We start from the raw sequence: 17362 nt of genomic DNA on the forward strand, positions 1-17362 counted from the left end.
CCGGTAGCCGGCTCAATAATTAGGATTTTGGGTCAGAATATCCCTGCCCTGATAGTCAATCTGTGTTTGTGGAATCGGTACATACTCATCTCTTCCCGCTGTAAATCGACCGCCGCTGTAGGCAACAGGAAGTTTGTTTTTTTCATACTCAAGAAACTGATTCAGAACGGTCTGCGCAGTTCCCCAGCGCACCAGATCAAAAAAGCGGTGGCCTTCTCCGGACAATTCCAGTTTACGCTCAAACTGAACATATTGCCTAGCAGAAACCTTGTCATTCCATGACTCAGCATAGGTGTTGATCACAAAATTGGCGGCATTATTTCCATTGGCTGTTTTTACCCAGGCGTCTTTGTTGGCCGCACGCGTTCGGACCATATTCACGTACGTCCTGGCCGTTTCCAGACTACCTACTTCAATTTCCACCTCCGCGGCCATCAAAAGAATATCTGCAAAACGAAGAATATTATAATTAATAGCCGAATAGGTATCCGTGCTGGCTGTGGCGTCCGAAAGGTTTTTAACCTGGGATTTATAATGGATGAATTTTTTGGGAGAATAAGGCCCGCCAAAACTCTGATCACGGATCCAGGAATAACCAGGATGCACACCCCAGTCCAAAAATGGAATACCGCGGCGCCCTACCGACCAGTCAAGACGCGGATCAACAGGGCCTGCATCAGGCGTAAAAGCCTGATCCGAGACAATCCCCTGATCTGTTTTCAGCTGATTGGTAGCTGAATTGTAAGATCCATCTACGAGGGGTAAACCTTTTTCATTGACCCTGAAAGAATTGGCAAGCTCGAAACTTGGCTGAAAATAACCGCAGCAGCCGCCCGGAGCGCTTGATCCGTAAGGATAATTCAGCCCTAGATCCGTATTGGCATTGTCTGTGCTTCCGGTATTCGCAGCAGCCTGAATAGCAAAAACAGATTCTGAATTAGTTTCCTTTGCTGCATTGAAGACATCTGTATAATTGGCAACCAAAGCGTATTTTAAACCTCCGCTGGTAACGCCGCTGGCGATAACCAGATCAAAAAGCACCTTTGCCTCCGCATACTTTTTCTGGTATAAATATGTTTTGGCCAGGTAGGAAGCTGCGGCCCATTTATTTGCTCTTCCCACAAGCGTTTGCGTAGCCGGCAGGTTTTCGTATGCAAATTTAAAATCATCCTCAATTTTTGGCCAGATATCTACATTGTTAGGTACTTTCTCGATACCTGTACCGTAAGTGAGTGTTTCATCCACAAACGGAACCATGTTAAAGATTCTTTTCAAATCAAAATAGTAATGCCCGCGAAGAAACCGGGCTTCCGCTGCAATCCGTTGTCTATCAGCTTCACTAACATCTGCGCTTGCAGATGGAAGGATGCGGAGTACCGCGTTCGTCCGGCTCACTCCTTCATACATCGCGCTCCATTTTTGACCGATATCAAAAAGGCTCGGGTAAAGCTGATAAGTCATCCAGGGTATCAGATCACCGTAATCCCCTGAGTTCGAACCCTTATTAGCATCCCCTCCCGAAATACTGCCCCGAAGCCAGTTTGACGAGCCTGTCACGCGTCTGAAACCGCGTCCGTTCAGCTCCGCGTAACTTGCGACCAGTAGCCCTTCAATACCCGCTTTGGAATTCAGCTCACTTACAGAAAGCTGTCCGGTGGCAGGCAGTTCTAAAAACGACTCTTTGCAGCTGCTTGCCAGCAGAGTCATCAGCAATAAGAGTATCCAGGTTTTATTTCTATTATTTTTCATTTCTTGATTAATTTTATAAATATCCATGAGATTATCGGGCTTAAAACCAATTGTTTAGAAATCTAGAATCCGAAACTAAGGCCTAGATTATAGCCTCTTGTAACCGGATAATTGCCTACATCAATCCCGAAGGCAGAATCAGATGAGCCGCCAACCGCCGGATCAAGGCCTGAATATTTGGTTACTGTAAGAAGATTTGTTGTTGACAAGGATACTCTTAACCGGCTTACATTGATTTTTTTCAATATGCTTCCCGGAATTGTATAACCCAAACTCAAATACTGCATTCTGCCGTAAGACCCGTTTTCAACGTAGTAAGAATTGGCCTGGGTATTGGTGCTGAAATTTCCTGCACTTTCAAAGATTGGAACGGTTGTATTGGTATGGGTCGGAAGCCAGGAATCCTTCACGCGGGTACTGACTGCGCCTCCTGTGAATGATGGATAAAAATCAGTAAACCAGCGCTGATTGTTAAAAATCTTATTGCCCAGCGAAGCATAAAAATTAGTATTAATATCAAATCCTTTATAGTTCAGAGTCAGCGAAATGCTGCCGGTAAACTTGGGAACCGGGCTACCGAGATAGGTGCGGTCACTGTCATCGATTTTGCCATCACCATTTATATCCGTAAAACGGAAACGGCCGGGCGCTGCGCCGGTTTGGACCGCCGCCTGAGCGATTTCTTCCTTACTGCTAAACAGCCCGGCAACCTTATAACCGAAAAAGGTAGACAGATCATGACCGACTTCGTTACGGACAACCGGCGTTCCAAGGCGCGTTCCTCCGCCTGTAAAGTAAGGTACCAATGGTGCAATGGCAGTAATTTTATTATCCAGAAAGCTGCCGATCACTGAAACCTCATATCCTAAATCACCGCTTAATTTACCCCTGTTGCTTAATTGAAGATCAATACCCTGGTTACGCATGCTGGCCACATTGACAAAGGGAGCACTTGCGCGTACGCCTACCACACCGGGCAAAGCAAGCTGATAAAGCAGGTCCTTGGTATCCTTGCGCCAAAAGTCAACGACAAATTCCAGCTTGTTATTAAAAAGTGCTCCGTCTATACCAACATTTGAGGTAATACTTGTTTCCCATTTGGCCGATGAATTCCCGATCTGGCTTGGATAATATCCTGAGACAATCGTATTGTTAGTAGCGGCCAGATCATACCCGTTGGCTGCATTGGAAGCAAAAAGATTATATTGGTTTGTCGCACTTAGATAATTAGAATTACCCATCTGCCCATAACCTCCTCTCACCTTCAAATCAGAAATCCAGCGGATATCTTTCATGAAAGTTTCGGAGGAAAGTCTCCATGCTGCCGAGACCGCAGGAAATACACCATACCGGTTGCTTGGAGCAAACTGCGAAGAACCATCCCTTCTTACCACAGCGGTCAGAATGTACTTGTCGTTATAGATGTATTTGGCCTGACTGAAAAGGGAATAAAAATTATTTCCTTTGTTAAGCGTGCTGTTTACCTGCCTGGTTGTTCCCGGCGTTGTGGTACTTAATGTGACGTAATCAGGATTCGTGGAAAATGGGTTAAGACCTGAGCCGCTGATGTTCCTACCTGCTCCAGTGTTTAGCGATTCGATACCAGCTAAAACATTAATCTCGTGTTTTCCAAATGTCTTTTTGAACTGGGCTGTGTTGGTAAATGTCCAGGCAAGACCGTAACCAGAGCCTTCGTTAAAAGTATAATTGGCAATATTCTCCGAGTTTTCATAGGTGGACCTTGACGAACTCGTACTGTAATTATTGAAATAGGTACCTCCCAGGCTTGAACGCAATGTTAATGAACGCGAAAGGTCATATTCCAGATAAGCATTTCCAAAACCATAAACGGTCCTGTTCAAATTGTTGGCCGCGGCCTGACGGGCAGCCAACGGATTTCGCGGATTACTAAAACCGGGTGCAGCCGTTCCGCCGTATCCTCCAAAAGCATCATAAACCGGAATAATAGGCGCCATTCGGAAAGCTGAAAGAATTTCATTTTCATCCGAAGAAACACTCGAGTTGTTGTTTGTATTGTTTCCCAGAGAACCACCGGAGCTTCCTTGTAAACCTTTGGCTACGATGTAAGCGAACTGGATATTTTCACCAAAACGAAGTTTTTTGGAAAGATCAAATTCTGTATTGGTTCTTAAAGTGTAGCGTGAAAATTTGTTGTTGATCACAATACCATCCTGCTGCTGCATTCCTAAACCTACATAAAAACGGCTGTAATCTGATCCTCCGGAAAAACCCAGTGTATGACGGGTAAGCGGAGCAGTTCTGGTGATGGCTTTGTACCAGTCCGTACCCTGCTTGTTGGCAGGAATTACCAGATAGGATGGGCCGTTGGCAGGATTGGTATTATATTTTAATTTCTCCGCATCCAAATTTACTGCCGAGGCTGGCTGCCCTACTTTACTTCCAACCAAAAGATAGTCAGGCAGTACCGGCGTTGCACCCGAGCCGTATTGCCCGTTAGCAATGCCAGCAAAACTGGTAGGGCCAAGCGTTCCGCCATTTTGGAAAATATCGTTTTTTCGCGCCTGCCAGGTCCAGTCTGCCTGCTCTTGTGGATTTAAAATGGATTGCCCTTTTCCTGGGTTGGTTACACCATAAATTCCATCATAACTTACCGAAAGTTTCTGTGCTTTTTTCTGTCCTTTCTTAGTCGTCAGAACAATTACACCTGCCGCTGCACGTGCGCCATAAATAGATGCCGAAGCAGCATCTTTCAGAACAGTTGTTGATTCAATATCATTGGGATTGATAAACTGAATACTTTGCGTGGGCACCCCATCGACCACATACAGCGGTTGATTTCCGCCAAAAGAACCAAATCCGCGTATCCTGATCTGACTTGAAGTCCCGGGCTGACCGTTGGAGATTACCGTTAAACCTGCAACACGGCCCTGAAGCTGCTGTTCCACATTAGAAGAAGGTACAACCTGCAATTGCTGTGGTTTCACCGACGATACTGCACCGGTAACCTGACTGCGGTTTTCCGTTGAATAACCCGTCACCAATACCTCTGACAAGTTATTGATATCATCCTGCAAAGTAATGGTGATTACAGAGCTGTTGCCAACCCTAATTTCTTGGGATACAAAACCTATCGAAGAAGCAACCAGAACAGGATTTTCTCCCTGAACAGCAATTGTAAAATCACCGTTGACATCTGTTGAAGTTCCAGTCTGCGTTCCCTTCAACAGAATATTGACACCAGGGATCGGCCCGGATACGCTTAGTACTTTTCCACTGACGCTTCGGTTTTGAGCGGTCGAACTCAATGGAAAAAGTAAAATGATCGCAATAAACAAACTAAATTTTGCGGCATTGTAGATAATTTCTTTCATTAAAACAGAAGTTTAGAATTTGCATTTGGTGTCTGTACAATCCGGATGATTTGCAAAACCACTGCTTTCGCCACCAGATTTTCTAGAATGACTGGATCGATAAAATAGGGTTCAAACAGTAAGTGCAGAAGATGAAAGGAATTATCCCTTTTAGATGAAAATATTTTATTATTTAACAATCCAGCTTCCCTTTTTTGAGGAATACTTATTGCTAATGACTGTATCGGGTAGTCATGATTTGATTAAAATGATTATTTCTACCGAGTTTTAAATACGGATTACGGTTCATGGTAAGATTTAGATAAGCAAAGATCCATAAGAATCCAGCTACATTTGGATACCTAACCCGGTAATGCTATTACGGGAAATAAATTAAAATACCAATGTGAAATTGGCAAGCAACTTGAAGCATCAGAAGTTTCAGCTACCATTACGCGAAAGCAACTTGTTTTTTGAAGTAGTAGAATTCAGGATAGGGATTTTAGCAGTGATAACACAGACCTGGCATTATCCAAACCATTCCGGAAATAAATGGTATTTAAGTATTGAAATTATTTAAATGAAACACGGGAATGAAACTTGAATTACCTAACCACCACAAAATTAGGATAAGCAAAATATGATGGTTCTCACCAGAGGCTAAGACTTTTTAAATTTAAACAAAATACTCGCGTTCAAAATTGAGTCAAATGGGCTCCATCAATTAATGCACTTAGATTACGAAGTAGTTATGGTCTGGACGGAACTCAAACCTAATCAACACAATGCTGTATATCGATTAGTTGCGAATACCAATATTTCAAAGCCGGATATATTTCTTTTTATCAGTCCCAGCCCCAACGATATAAGAATGATAGACATAAATGTTATACTGTTCGCAGTCAACTTCCCTTTTTTACCAATATTCGGAAGGATAGGATTAATTTCAGTCATCATGTCCGTTATAAAAATCTTAATCTAAATGTTATATGCAGTTTCGGTTTTTGAGACTGAATATTAAGCAGCATTTTACTAAACACCAAGTTTGGTAAAGTAATCGTCAAACTTTTTAATTTCAGTATCAGACAAAGAATTCAGTTATACATATTCTTCCTTATAAAGTTCCCAGGCTTCTTTCGTAAGTCCGCTCATTTTGGAGATTTTTTCAACATCGAGTGACTTACCACTACCACTGAGAGGTTTTATTTTTGATTGAGAAATTTATTAATAATAGTTTTCATAGTTTCGTTTTTTGAGACATCTCATCACAATTTGACGAGATGTCAATTTCGTTCAGAAGGGTATATTGTTAAAGATAATTACCAGTGTAATTCATCACTTATTTCAATAAACTCTATATCGAAATCCTTAAAACGGTTGATAAGATCAGTTACCGGAACAATAGTTTCCGGAAGATACAGGCCTCCGGCTTCTGTTGCGTTCTTTCCATTAAGACCCAATATATTCTCTGTTATTAAAAAGACACCAACGGCGGTCATTTGAGAATTCCCTTTTTTCCCAGATACGATAGTTCGAAGCTTTGTCTTTTTCCCGGAAAACAACATCCCCTCCATATCAATATACAGATCATGCGAGGCTTCTAAACCCCTACTACTGCCTATGGATACGCCGGTAGCAAAATCAAATCGAATATTGGCAGCGTTTGTAAAAGCGCCAATACTTGGAATATCCAGCGTACTCAACGGATAACCTTTCGCCAGGGACCCGTTGTATAAGCAGATTTCTCTTGGGTTATCTTTTGCGGGCACTGATATCCACTCTCGATCCTGCCGGATTAGCGCCTGACCCATAAAACCGTTGACATCATTTGCGACCTCTGGTCCTACACGATCCTTTATGTCATACAATCCTGCCATTTCAATACGTGTGATATGATCAAATTTAGCGGCTAAGTGTTTAACGACAAGGGTCAATAATCCTGATTGCCAATGGCCGGCAAAGACGATCGGGGCAACAATAGGTTTTTGTAGGCTTAAAAATGCTGTTGTAGAGATTTGATCAGCTAATTCGCTGACGGTAATACAGGCAATACCATTCGAAATGGCTATCTCCCGTGAAATATTACTCCGGTCCTGCATCGCTGTTATGATAAGATCGATGTTACCGAGCTTGCTTAAATCCAATCCTTCCTCCAAGTTTACATAGGCTGTTTCTGCGCTCTTTAATTCATCGGCTAGCTGTTCCCCGTTCTGAGGGTTTCTTCCCGAAAGAACCAATTCTATGCTGGTATCTACACTTCTGATCAACCGTGCTATGTTGCTACCTACCATTCCATAACCGCCTATAATCAAGATTCGTTTTCTTTGTGATTCCATGTTATTGTTTAAAATCTATATCATTCAATCTTGTCACTTTATTATAAATAGCGGCGCTGTTAAAATTCTTCTAAGAATTTTATATATGATCTTACACCCAGTTCAACATGGCTATCAGAGACATGAAAATCCATACCGTAAAAAGCGAATGCCGGTTGGTAGTCCGCTTTGACATATTCAAAACTTAGTTCGAATGGCCTGGTGAGTTCGTTGAGCGGATATTTGTATTTCCCTGCGTTACTCAACTCCTCTTCTTCCACTCCTAACGATATGGCCAGTGCTATTTTTTTTCCTTTCATGCAGTATCCACTTTTACTACCATATGCCCAGCCGTGTGTCATTACTTGGTCGAACCATTTTTTTAACAATGAGGGAATATTAAACCAGTAATAGGGAAATTGGAATATGATCTTATCGTATTGCTCGACTAGACGCTGTTCAGCTTGGACATCTATCTTTTCGTCTGGATAAGCATCATACAACTGGTGAACAGTGTACTTTTCTGGAAATTTAAGCAGCTCTTCCATCCACCTTTTATTTATGGTAGACTCGCTTATTGTAGGGTGCGTAATAATGATTAAAGTCTTCATAGTGATATTGATAATAAATCTAACCCAAAGGTAGCATGCAGTACATAAGATTCGTATATTACCCACCAATTGTTAGGTACTATAAAAAATGTAAGTAATGAGCGAGATCAAGCAAACATCGACTAATTTCTCCAACAAGAATGCGCTAAGTGACGAATGTCCAGAGGCTTACGCTTCAACTATTATCGGCGGACAGTGGACATTGGTAATCTGCTCCTGGTTATTGAGCGGTAAGCTCCGGTTCGGGGAATTAAGAAAGAAATTGCCAAACATTACCGAACGTATGTTGACCTTACAGTTGCGTAAGCTCGAAGAAAATATGATAATCAAAAGAACCGTTTATGCACAAGTTCCACCACGTGTTGAATATGAATTAACGCCAATAGGATATGCCTTAAAGCCTGTCATCAAAGCGTTGGAAGATTGGGGGGATCGTCATAAAAAGTTAACGAATAAATAACTTGCAATTTGAGGAATAATTGTTTGAAGCATGTTTGCTTATATTTGACCTTCGTTTTTTGAGACTGTTTTCAAAGTGACAGGCTGTCACTTTGAACGAAGTACATTAAATATGTTATTTGTTTATCTTATTTGATATCGTCAAAAAAATCCTTAGTGATCTGATCCACATCTCTTCGCGCGATAAAAATCCCCAGAACGCGCTTTTCTGGAAAGCTATCTTGTATCAAGGACTGGCAAGCCTTAAAATGGGCGCCAGTAGTAAGCATATCATCAAACAAAACTATATTATCTCGTAATCCTTCCATTTCTCGGGGGGCTAAATATAGATTTTGGTAAAGTTCTCCTATTGATGGGCGCAATGGTGAATCGTGAGATGCAGCAATATTACCTTTACAGCAAATTAATTCACGGAAATCCACATTTTGTCCGATAAATGCACCGGATAGAACTTGAGACATCCGATCGTCATATTCAGCGTCACCTTTCTCCTTAGAAGGCGGAATAGGGACGAGTGTACAAAAGTCAAAGTTCATTGTGGTGATGATTGCCTCTCTAAAATATCTTGAGACTTCATCAATTGCTTTCTTCTTATATTTCCAGTGACCTTGGTCTTTATACCTAAGGGGTTTTTTAAAGTTATAAATTAACTGATTTGCCTCGCTATAAGTAGCCCCTTCTCTTGGGCGGTAATTCATCAAATAATAACATTCGTCTTCTACCGATAAATATGAATGAAATTGTCTTAATAGCTCATCAATTCTAAGCAATTTGTTCATACATCAAGCGCTGAAATAATGTCTTGGTATTCCTTAACTCTGATCGCCCCTTGTTTTAGATATTTACCAGGCCATGTAATCTTGTCATTTTGAAAACAACTATCCAAAATGAACAATTTTCTTCCTTGTTGTAACGCTGCACGTGCTTGAACTAGCGTTCCGGAAGTCTCCCCAGCTTCAACTATAATGGTCGCTTCACTGAGTGCCGACATGGTTTTGTTTCGTTCAGGAAAAAATAGACGGTTACCTCCGATACTTTGCTCCTGATATCGAATGAATGGAACTTGACTAATAAGCAAATATTCTTTTGCTATCTGTTTTTGTAATTCTTCATTAATTTTCGGATAGAATTGATTTAAAGGTGTGCCAATCACAGCGATTGTATTACCACCATTTTCTATCGCTGTGGTGTGAGCAACAGTATCAATGCCAGTTGCCAAACCGGATATAATGGTAAAATGGTCTTTTACTAATAATTTAACCAATCTTGCAGCACGGCGCGCACCTTCCGAAGTAGGATTTCTGGTTCCCACAACGGCAACCGACCGAGTATGAATAAGGTCAAGATTACCTGAATAGTATAAAAGTTCAATCCTTTCCTTTGCGTCTTTCAACTTTTCAGGATAATCAAGGGTACCATTTATCAAAATGTTTGCGCGGTAAGATTCCCTTGTTTTGGACAATACATCTCGTACTTGGTTTTCAATCTCTTCAATCTCACGTACCGTCACCAGATCAGATGGCCTGATTCCTGGCTGACTAGCAAATAATTCTGATAACTTCTTGAAACTCGACTGAGAATTTCTCCATAACGCTTCATACGCTGCAATCTCTTTAAATGGAGAGATTGCAGCGTCGAGAAAATCACCTGTAAGAAACGCGGACGCCATATTTATCTAAAATTTAAATTCTCAATTGTAATATCTATTTGAAACAGTAAGTAGTATACTATACTTCATTTACAAACTCGTCCAATGATTGCAATTTGACTTTTCCTTCCTTGTGCTGCCTTACATCCTTTGCAGCGTCTTTCAGATCATCCCATAAGTTAACCGACCCAGAACTCATGGAGTTCGCTTTTTTCTCCGAAGAGAGACTTCTCAGAACTTTCATTCCGAAAGTAGCATCACTATCGAGAATTTCATCTAGTATTTTCATACATTGAATTGTTGAACTTACATCACAAATATAACCTTTTTGGGTTATATAAACTAATAATTTTTTAAATATTTTTTACTTCAATTTTCTTTCCCATTAAGTTCAAAAGTTCCTCAATTTCAACGACTTTTACAAGGAGCCTTGCTTTATCCCTGGTTGAGTGCTCCACTCGTTTTTGCCTTAGCCTGGCTAATTCGAATGGTGATAGCCCTTCTATTTCTTTCATTAGCTCTCCCATTTATTTGCGTTTTGTGAATGTTCCCGTTTTTGTACCTGTATCTCTTAAGATACGATAGAGTGTCGAACGAGAACCAATATTGAAAGCTTTCATAATTTGTTCCGTTGAAGTTGCTCCTTCCTCATACGATATTTTAACCAAGTTTTTTATACTATTATACTTTTCCGAAAGGCCCTTTGGCTTTCCTCCTTTCCGACCTCTCGCCCTGGCTGCCGTTAATCCTGCGTTTGTCCGCTCTCGTAACACGTTACGCTCGTGCTCAGCCAGAACACAAAAAATTTGAACAATAAGAGTACCTGTTGCAGTTGTTGTATCAATAGGTTCGGAAAGGGATTTTATATTTATCCCTTTATCTCTGAGCTGCTCAATGAACTGAATTAATTGTACAGTTGTCCTACCTAAACGATCCAATCTCCAAACGACCAAAGTGTCACCCTGCCGAATGTAATTGAGTAATTGTTGAAGCTCAGGCTTTTCCGATTTGACGCCGGATACTTTATCTGTAAAGATTTTTTTAATTCCAGTTTTAGCGAAAGCATCAAGTTGCAAATCTAAATTCTGTTCTTGGGTAGACACCCGTGCATATCCAACTTCCATTTGTACACTATTGTTAACTGAATGCAATATAATGTACTTTGAAATAGGATACAATAAGATGAGACAACGCTATATCCTATTTTGAGCTAAATGGGAACTAAAAGGGAAGAAAACAAGAGGAGATGAAAAGTACACAAATACGTCCGATTGAATGAACCGAAAACGTCCATAGATAAAATTTATAACCTACATAAATTGGTTATTTGTTAGGTGTTCCGGAGAATCTGACAATTTAACTGTAGGGTTAGGTAATATCGGTTTAAATAGCTGATAAACGGTAACATATATAACTTAGATAGACTATTGGCTACGCCGAGATTACAGATATTTACAGTTGTATTAATTTGAACTTAGCTTTGCAGATCTAGGCCTTCTTATGAATAATATAATATGAACCGAAAAACTGAGATACGTATACGGCACTGGGTTTTTATCGATGATATAAAGTTTTTCGGCCCAGTCCGTTATGAACTTCTGGAACATATTGCCAAAACCGGTTCCATCTCAAAAGCCGCAAGTGCCATGGGACTTTCTTATAAAAAAGCCTGGGCCATGGTTGATGCAATGAACACCAGTGGGAGTAGTCCCTATATAATCCCGCAAAAAGGCGGAACACATGCTGGCGGAACTGTTCTGACAGAGACTGGCAAAAAAGTCATGGAGGCTTACAAAAATTTTAATGAGAAACTCCTTGAAATTGTAAAAGCAGAAAAAGAGCTGTTGTCTGTAATCTGATTTTTTTGATCTAGCACCAACAAGCTAAATAGAAGTGTATATATTTGCGATATATACAGCAATACATATCGCTTTTAATGAAAACATTTCTATTCCTTTTTGCTTTAACAACTTTTTTGCCTGAGCTGGTGCGAGGGCAACAAACATCGGATTCAATCAATACCAGCAGGACTTTCCAACTTGGGGAAGTAAGAATTTCTGGTACATCAGGAAAAGATACTACTAATGTGCTTACCTATCAGCGAATAGAAAAATTCAACCGAACTGATATTTCCAATGCGCTAAACATGCTGCCTGGTGTAAGTATTGCCAATGTTGGCCCACGAAATGAATCCGTGGTTTATGTGCGGGGATTTGACCTTCGCCAGGTGCCGGTATTCATTGATGGTGTCCCGGTTTATGTTCCCTATGACGGCTACGTGGACATGGGCCGGTTTACCACCTTTGATCTTGCCGAAATCAATGTTTCAAAAGGGTTTGCATCGATCCTTTACGGGGCAAACACCATGGGTGGAGCTATCAACCTGGTTTCACGAAAACCGGTCAGCAAATTCGAAATTAATGGCCGGGCAGGTATTTTCAGTGGTGATGGTTACCGGTGGAATGTGAACGCCGGGTCCAGATTTGGCAAGTTCTTCTACCAAGTCGGTGCTTCGCAGTTGAAACAGGAAACATTTCCATTGTCTGAGGATTTTAAACAAAAAAAATACCAGCAGACCCACAACCGGGCGAATGCATACCGCGACGATCTCAAATTTAGCGTTAAAGCAGGTTTTATGCCCAACGCAACCGACGAGTATGTGATCGGCTATGTCAACCAAAAGGGAGAAAAAGGCAATCCACCGTATGTAGGTGACGATTCGAAGATCACGACACGTTTTTGGCAGTGGCCAAAGTGGAACAAACAAAGCTTGTATTTTATATCCAACACAGCTGTTGGTGAGAAAAGTAAAGTGAAGACCCGTTTGTACTTTGACACGTTTGTAAACCAGCTGTTCAGCTACGATGACACTACCTATACCAAGCAAACCCGGCCTTATGCGTTTCAAAGTTTTTACGACGATTATACATTCGGTGGCAATGCAGAATACGAGTCAAGGGCCTTGGATGGTAATATTTTCAAGCTGAATGTGCAGTATAAGCGTGACGTACACAGGGAGCATGATCTGGGTGAGCCCGTGCAGGGCTATATTGATAATACAATGTCCGTAGGCATTGAAAACACGTATCAGATAACGCCTTCCCTGGCCGTTATTCCCGGCATAAGCTTTAATATGCGCAGCAGTGACAAAGCCCAGGAATACAATGCAACGACCAAAGAAATCACCAATTTTGCTGACAGTAAGAACAATGCAGTCAATGCGCAGATAGGACTGTTTTGGGATATCAACACCAGCCATTCTGTGAAAGGATCAGTGGCCCGCAAAACCCGGTTTGCTACCATTAAAGACCGCTATTCCTACCGGATGGGCCAGGCCATTCCCAACCCTGACCTGGAAGCGGAAGCGGCTGTTAACTTTGATTTAAGCTATTCAGGAAAAATTGCAGACAAACTCAGCTTGCAAGCAAGCATTTTTAACAGCAATATTAATGACATTATACAGCAGGTCGATAATGTACAGCCGGGACGCTTTCAGCTGCAAAATGCAGGAAAAGCAAGGTTCTATGGCGCGGAAGCGGGCCTGGATTACCGGGTCATTTCCGGGCTTAGCATTGGTTCAAACTATTCTTTTATCAAAAGAAAAAACAAAACCAACCCGGCCATTCTTTTCACCAACGTTCCCGAGCACAAGGTTTTCGCATATGCTGATTATTCTTTCCTGAAGCGTGCCCACGTGCTAGCAAGCCTGGAACACAACAGCGACCGTTACAGTACCAGCTATGGAACCCGGGCCAAAGCTTATACGCTAGTCAATGCCAAGGCGTCAGTTAAACTTTATAAATCCATCTTGGCAGAAGCGGGCCTGAACAATATTTTTGATGTCAATTACAGTCTGGTTGAAGGTTTTCCGGAAGCCGGACGAAATTTCTTTGTGAACCTGGTATTCAGTCATTTTTAAGAAGTAATGGCGGTAATGAGAAACTTATTGAAAACAGTTTTACAAAATAACCCAGGTTGGTTTAAAGCCAGCCTAGGCTTGGCTGTTTTCATTTCGTGTGGTCTCGCTGAAGGGTTTCAAAATAAAAATGCAGAAACTTATGTTTTGCAGTATCCCGCTAATTTCGGATCGCGGTTTGTCATTCCGGCCGATAATCCTACCACCAAAGATGGTGTTTATCTGGGGCGGCTGCTTTTTTATGAAAAAGCCTTATCGGCAAATAACGACATCTCCTGCGAAAGCTGCCATCAGCAAAGATTGGCTTTTACGGATGGGAAAGCATTCAGCACCGGCACGGACGGTTCTTTAACCGCCAGAAATTCAATGTCTCTGGCTAATCTTTTGTGGGTACGCAATTTTTTCTGGGATGGGCGTTCGCCCGGCCTTGAAGATCAGGCCAGATTCCCCTTGACAGATCCACACGAAATGGGTCAGTCATTAAGCGAGTCGGCCAGAAAGCTAAACAGCACCGTTTTGTATCCACCTCTGTTTAAAAAGGCTTTTGGAAGCAGCGTGATTACCCAGGACCAGATATTGAAAGCGCTGTCTCAATTTGAACGTACATTGATCTCGGCTGGCTCAGATTATGACAAGTATTTGGCGGGCGATTACCATCCCACTGCTCAGCAGCTTAGGGGATTGTTGTTGTTTGAAAGCGCCCCTGACCCTAAGCGTGGCATAAGAGGGGCCAACTGCACGCACTGCCACGGCGGGGTTAAAACATTCAAAGAACTCTTTCATAATAATGGCCTAGATAGTATAGCTTCTGATTTGGGAAGAGAGAAAATTACCAGGCAAAGTGCAGACCGGGCAAGGTTCAGAGTCCCTACCCTACGCAATATTATGCTAACCGCACCTTACATGCACGATGGTAGGCTTTCAACCATTGAGCAGGTCCTTGACCATTATAGCGAGCACATTGTGCAAAGTCCGACACTCAGCGCTTTTCTGCAAGACATTTCCAATGAAACCGGTGGCAAGAACCTTGCGCTCACAAAAGACGAGAAAGCAGATTTGACGGCCTTCCTGGGTATGCTGACCGATTCATCCTTTATAACCAATCCTGCATTTTCCAATCCCCATCCCATTAACCATCCATAAACTATGTCCGAACCTAAACTTTTCAATCGTAGCATTGCAGTTAGCTTTTTGCTTCTTTTGTCCATTGCATTTTCATCCCAGGCGCAAAATACGGCAACACTTTCTATCAGTGGGGAAGTAACGACGCCTTTGGAGCTGAAACTAGCAGAACTGGCCAGTTTCAAACAGGTAAGCCCATAAAGTGAAAGACCGAGACAGAAAAGAACATGAATTTTCGGGTGTTGCTTTAATTGAGATCCTGGAAAATGCAGGCGTGACCACAGGAAGCAACCTGCGCGGTGAAAATCTGGCTAAGTATGTGCTGATCTCGGCTGCTGATGGTTATGAAGTACTTTATGCACTTGCCGAAATTGATCCTGAGTTTACTGACCAGGTGATTTTGCTCGCAACAAAGAAAGACGGGCAGCCACTTGCCAACGGCGAAGGTCCATTCCGGATCATTACGCCTAATGATAAAAAGCCCGCCCGCTGGATCCGGGAAGTGCGTTCTATTAAAGTCGCATTTACCAAAAATTAAACATAATCAATGCTTTTATAACGGGTCAGATTACCAAATTACATTCTAAACACCTAATTATTAGACATCTAATTACGGTTACATAATTGAGGAGATAGCCTACTACAATGAAAGAGTTAAGTGAGAAGAATGACGCCACGGTGAAATTGAATGTCAAATGGTAGGTAAAATACTACACTTCACCCTTTGATCATTACACAAGGTTCAGAACAAGCCGGATAAAGAGACTTAATTTTGTATTCGGAATGCTACATCTTTTCACCAGGTAAAGTAGCAAGTTCCCAATATTCGCATATAGCCCCAAGTTGTTTTTTTAAACCTTCATAAGTAGTGGCTTTCACATAAAAGCCTTGAACCAGCGACATGTATGCATCATCGACATCCTTAGGATTTACTGAATCAGAGAGAAATATAAATGGGATCGTCCTTCGCTTCAACTTATCATCAGCATTAATAACCTCCTTTAATTCTAAACCATTCATCTGCGGAAGGTACAAATCGCATAATATTATAAATGGCCTTTCCTTACAGCTATTGAGATAATCGATTAGTTCCTGTCCGGTTGCAAAGTTGATAACTTTGCTAGTACAACCAATCGATTCGAGTACATCTGTTACCAGGTACCTGTCATCTTCATCTCCCCCTACATATAAAATTGGTCCGTTTTCCATTTTAGCGTTATATAAAATCAACTTTAAAAATCCTGCCAAAATGCCTGAAAAAAATTTTCAAAAAGATATAGAAATCACCTGCGTCTAGCCTGTTAGGAGAATTTCACAAAAACCACCGTTTTCCCCAGACAGAATATATGCCTGTATGTCTGACATACAATCGCATTTTTAAATATTTGTAAATCAACACAGCTTTGATGTACTTTGTTGAAACAAGAATGGCAAACTTTAATTCTAGGTTCCGAAGGGTAATTTCTTGGACTACGGAGATACCATAAAATACCTGCCAAAATGTAAGGCCTTTTTAATCTTCGAAAATAAAAGAAATGGGAAGATTGAATCTCACCCTAACCGGTTTACCCGATATAGTGCCAGGCCTCCAATTTGGCATCGAATTTATTAACCGAACAGCTTCCTGATCACAGCCGAATCCAAGACCTTTTACGATATTTATATATTTAATTTCCCCAGTATCCTCTACCGTGAAAGCGACGAAAACCCGTCCCGAGATGCCTGCTTTTTTACCTTTTGCAGGCATTTTCAGGTTGGCCCTAATAAATGAAAACAAAGCCTTAGTACCACCAGGAAATGTTGGTGGTTGTTCATATGCACCAAAAACCCTATTGTCTTGGAGTTGTCGTTCATGCTGTAAAGCATTTGGCATGTCATCTCGGAACAACTGTTTAGGCGCATCAGTAATAACGCGGCCAGTATCAATTGATATTTTTGACATAAGAATTATTTCAGGATGCCCCACCCACATCGAATTCTCCATTACCAGGAGCAGAAGAATTAAAGTGTACGTGAAGATTTTACGAAACATAACAAATCAGTATATATAATTTTATTAAATATAATAAACCGTTTATTAATTACCCATTTTAAAATTATTTTTCTTCACATCAGCGGGCAAATATGTCTCAATGGAAATGAGCCTAGATGCCAACAGCTGAGTTTAGGCTCTTTTCAATGATACGAAATTTTGAAGCTGTTTGTAGTTT

At 41.4% G+C, this 17362-nt stretch carries 17 protein-coding genes; 6 read left to right on the forward strand and 11 right to left on the reverse strand.

The features are described from left to right. Positions 1-12: 12 nt before the first annotated feature. From BMY70_RS04345 to BMY70_RS04370, 4 genes are all read right to left on the reverse strand, one after another. Positions 13-1749 (reverse strand): RagB/SusD family nutrient uptake outer membrane protein, encoded by a 1737-nt coding sequence (locus BMY70_RS04345; RefSeq protein ID WP_090332707.1) that lies wholly within the window; start codon positions 1747-1749, stop codon positions 13-15. A 62-nt stretch (positions 1750-1811) separates the two neighbouring features. Continuing rightward, positions 1812-5102 (reverse strand): SusC/RagA family TonB-linked outer membrane protein, encoded by a 3291-nt coding sequence (locus tag BMY70_RS04350; RefSeq protein ID WP_090332324.1) that lies wholly within the window; start codon positions 5100-5102, stop codon positions 1812-1814. 1298 nt (positions 5103-6400) lie between these two features. Beyond that, positions 6401-7417, reverse strand: coding sequence for a Rossmann-fold NAD(P)-binding domain-containing protein (locus tag BMY70_RS04365; RefSeq protein WP_090332333.1), 1017 nt, complete (start codon positions 7415-7417; stop codon positions 6401-6403). Positions 7418-7476: 59 nt separating this feature from the next. Continuing rightward, entirely contained in the window at positions 7477-8007 is a 531-nt protein-coding gene (locus BMY70_RS04370; RefSeq protein WP_090332336.1) for an NAD(P)H-dependent oxidoreductase, read from the reverse strand. 97 nt (positions 8008-8104) lie between these two features. Between BMY70_RS04370 and BMY70_RS04375 the strand changes: the two genes are divergently transcribed. Continuing rightward, positions 8105-8467: a winged helix-turn-helix transcriptional regulator gene (locus tag BMY70_RS04375; protein WP_090332339.1), complete on the forward strand. Its 363-nt coding sequence runs from the start codon at positions 8105-8107 to the stop codon at positions 8465-8467. Positions 8468-8594: 127 nt separating this feature from the next. On the opposite strand, the gene BMY70_RS04380 is transcribed toward BMY70_RS04375, so the two are convergent. The 5 genes from BMY70_RS04380 to BMY70_RS04395 form a co-directional block, all read right to left on the reverse strand. Continuing rightward, the gene (locus BMY70_RS04380) at positions 8595-9245 is read right to left on the reverse strand and encodes a hypothetical protein (protein ID WP_090332342.1); all 651 of its coding nucleotides are present in this window, start codon (positions 9243-9245) and stop codon (positions 8595-8597) included. After that, entirely contained in the window at positions 9242-10135 is an 894-nt protein-coding gene (locus tag BMY70_RS04385) for a DNA-processing protein DprA (RefSeq protein ID WP_090332345.1), read from the reverse strand. The genes BMY70_RS04380 and BMY70_RS04385 overlap by 4 nt, the downstream gene beginning before the upstream one ends. Before the next feature lie 58 nt (positions 10136-10193). Then, the gene (locus BMY70_RS04390) at positions 10194-10403 is read right to left on the reverse strand and encodes a hypothetical protein (protein WP_090332347.1); all 210 of its coding nucleotides are present in this window, start codon (positions 10401-10403) and stop codon (positions 10194-10196) included. A 64-nt stretch (positions 10404-10467) separates the two neighbouring features. Continuing rightward, a complete protein-coding gene (locus BMY70_RS30810; protein WP_177196954.1) occupies positions 10468-10629 on the reverse strand; it encodes a hypothetical protein in 162 nt (53 codons plus the stop codon). Between the two features lie 12 nt (positions 10630-10641). After that, on the reverse strand, positions 10642-11238 hold the full coding sequence (locus BMY70_RS04395) for a recombinase family protein (protein WP_090332349.1): 597 nt from the start codon (positions 11236-11238) through the stop codon (positions 10642-10644). Between the two features lie 390 nt (positions 11239-11628). Here BMY70_RS04395 and BMY70_RS04400 point away from each other — a divergent pair, with 390 nt between their 5' ends. The 5 genes from BMY70_RS04400 (at position 11629) to BMY70_RS04415 (ending at position 15690) form a co-directional block, all read left to right on the forward strand. Beyond that, on the forward strand, positions 11629-11973 hold the full coding sequence (locus BMY70_RS04400) for a winged helix-turn-helix domain-containing protein (RefSeq protein WP_090332352.1): 345 nt from the start codon (positions 11629-11631) through the stop codon (positions 11971-11973). Positions 11974-12050: 77 nt separating this feature from the next. Further along, complete coding sequence (locus BMY70_RS04405) at positions 12051-14033, forward strand: TonB-dependent receptor plug domain-containing protein (RefSeq protein WP_090332354.1); 1983 nt, start codon at positions 12051-12053, stop codon at positions 14031-14033. A 15-nt stretch (positions 14034-14048) separates the two neighbouring features. Continuing rightward, positions 14049-15173: a cytochrome-c peroxidase gene (locus BMY70_RS04410; RefSeq protein WP_090332710.1), complete on the forward strand. Its 1125-nt coding sequence runs from the start codon at positions 14049-14051 to the stop codon at positions 15171-15173. Positions 15174-15176: 3 nt separating this feature from the next. Then, complete coding sequence (locus BMY70_RS31220; RefSeq protein WP_229209475.1) at positions 15177-15353, forward strand: hypothetical protein; 177 nt, start codon at positions 15177-15179, stop codon at positions 15351-15353. A gap of 1 nt (position 15354) precedes the next feature. Further along, positions 15355-15690, forward strand: coding sequence for a molybdopterin-dependent oxidoreductase (locus BMY70_RS04415; protein WP_229209476.1), 336 nt, complete (start codon positions 15355-15357; stop codon positions 15688-15690). Positions 15691-15938: 248 nt separating this feature from the next. Here BMY70_RS04415 and BMY70_RS04420 read toward each other — a convergent pair whose 3' ends face one another. Both BMY70_RS04420 and BMY70_RS04425 read right to left on the reverse strand, forming a co-directional pair. Further along, the gene (locus BMY70_RS04420) at positions 15939-16361 is read right to left on the reverse strand and encodes a response regulator (protein WP_090332356.1); all 423 of its coding nucleotides are present in this window, start codon (positions 16359-16361) and stop codon (positions 15939-15941) included. A gap of 304 nt (positions 16362-16665) precedes the next feature. Next, positions 16666-17094 carry an energy transducer TonB gene (locus tag BMY70_RS04425; protein ID WP_177196955.1) on the reverse strand — a complete coding sequence of 143 codons (429 nt, stop codon included), beginning with the start codon at positions 17092-17094 and terminating at the stop codon, positions 16666-16668. Positions 17095-17362 lie beyond the last annotated feature (268 nt).

This window comes from Dyadobacter koreensis (assembly GCF_900108855.1).
Lineage (GTDB): Bacteria > Bacteroidota > Bacteroidia > Cytophagales > Spirosomataceae > Dyadobacter > Dyadobacter koreensis.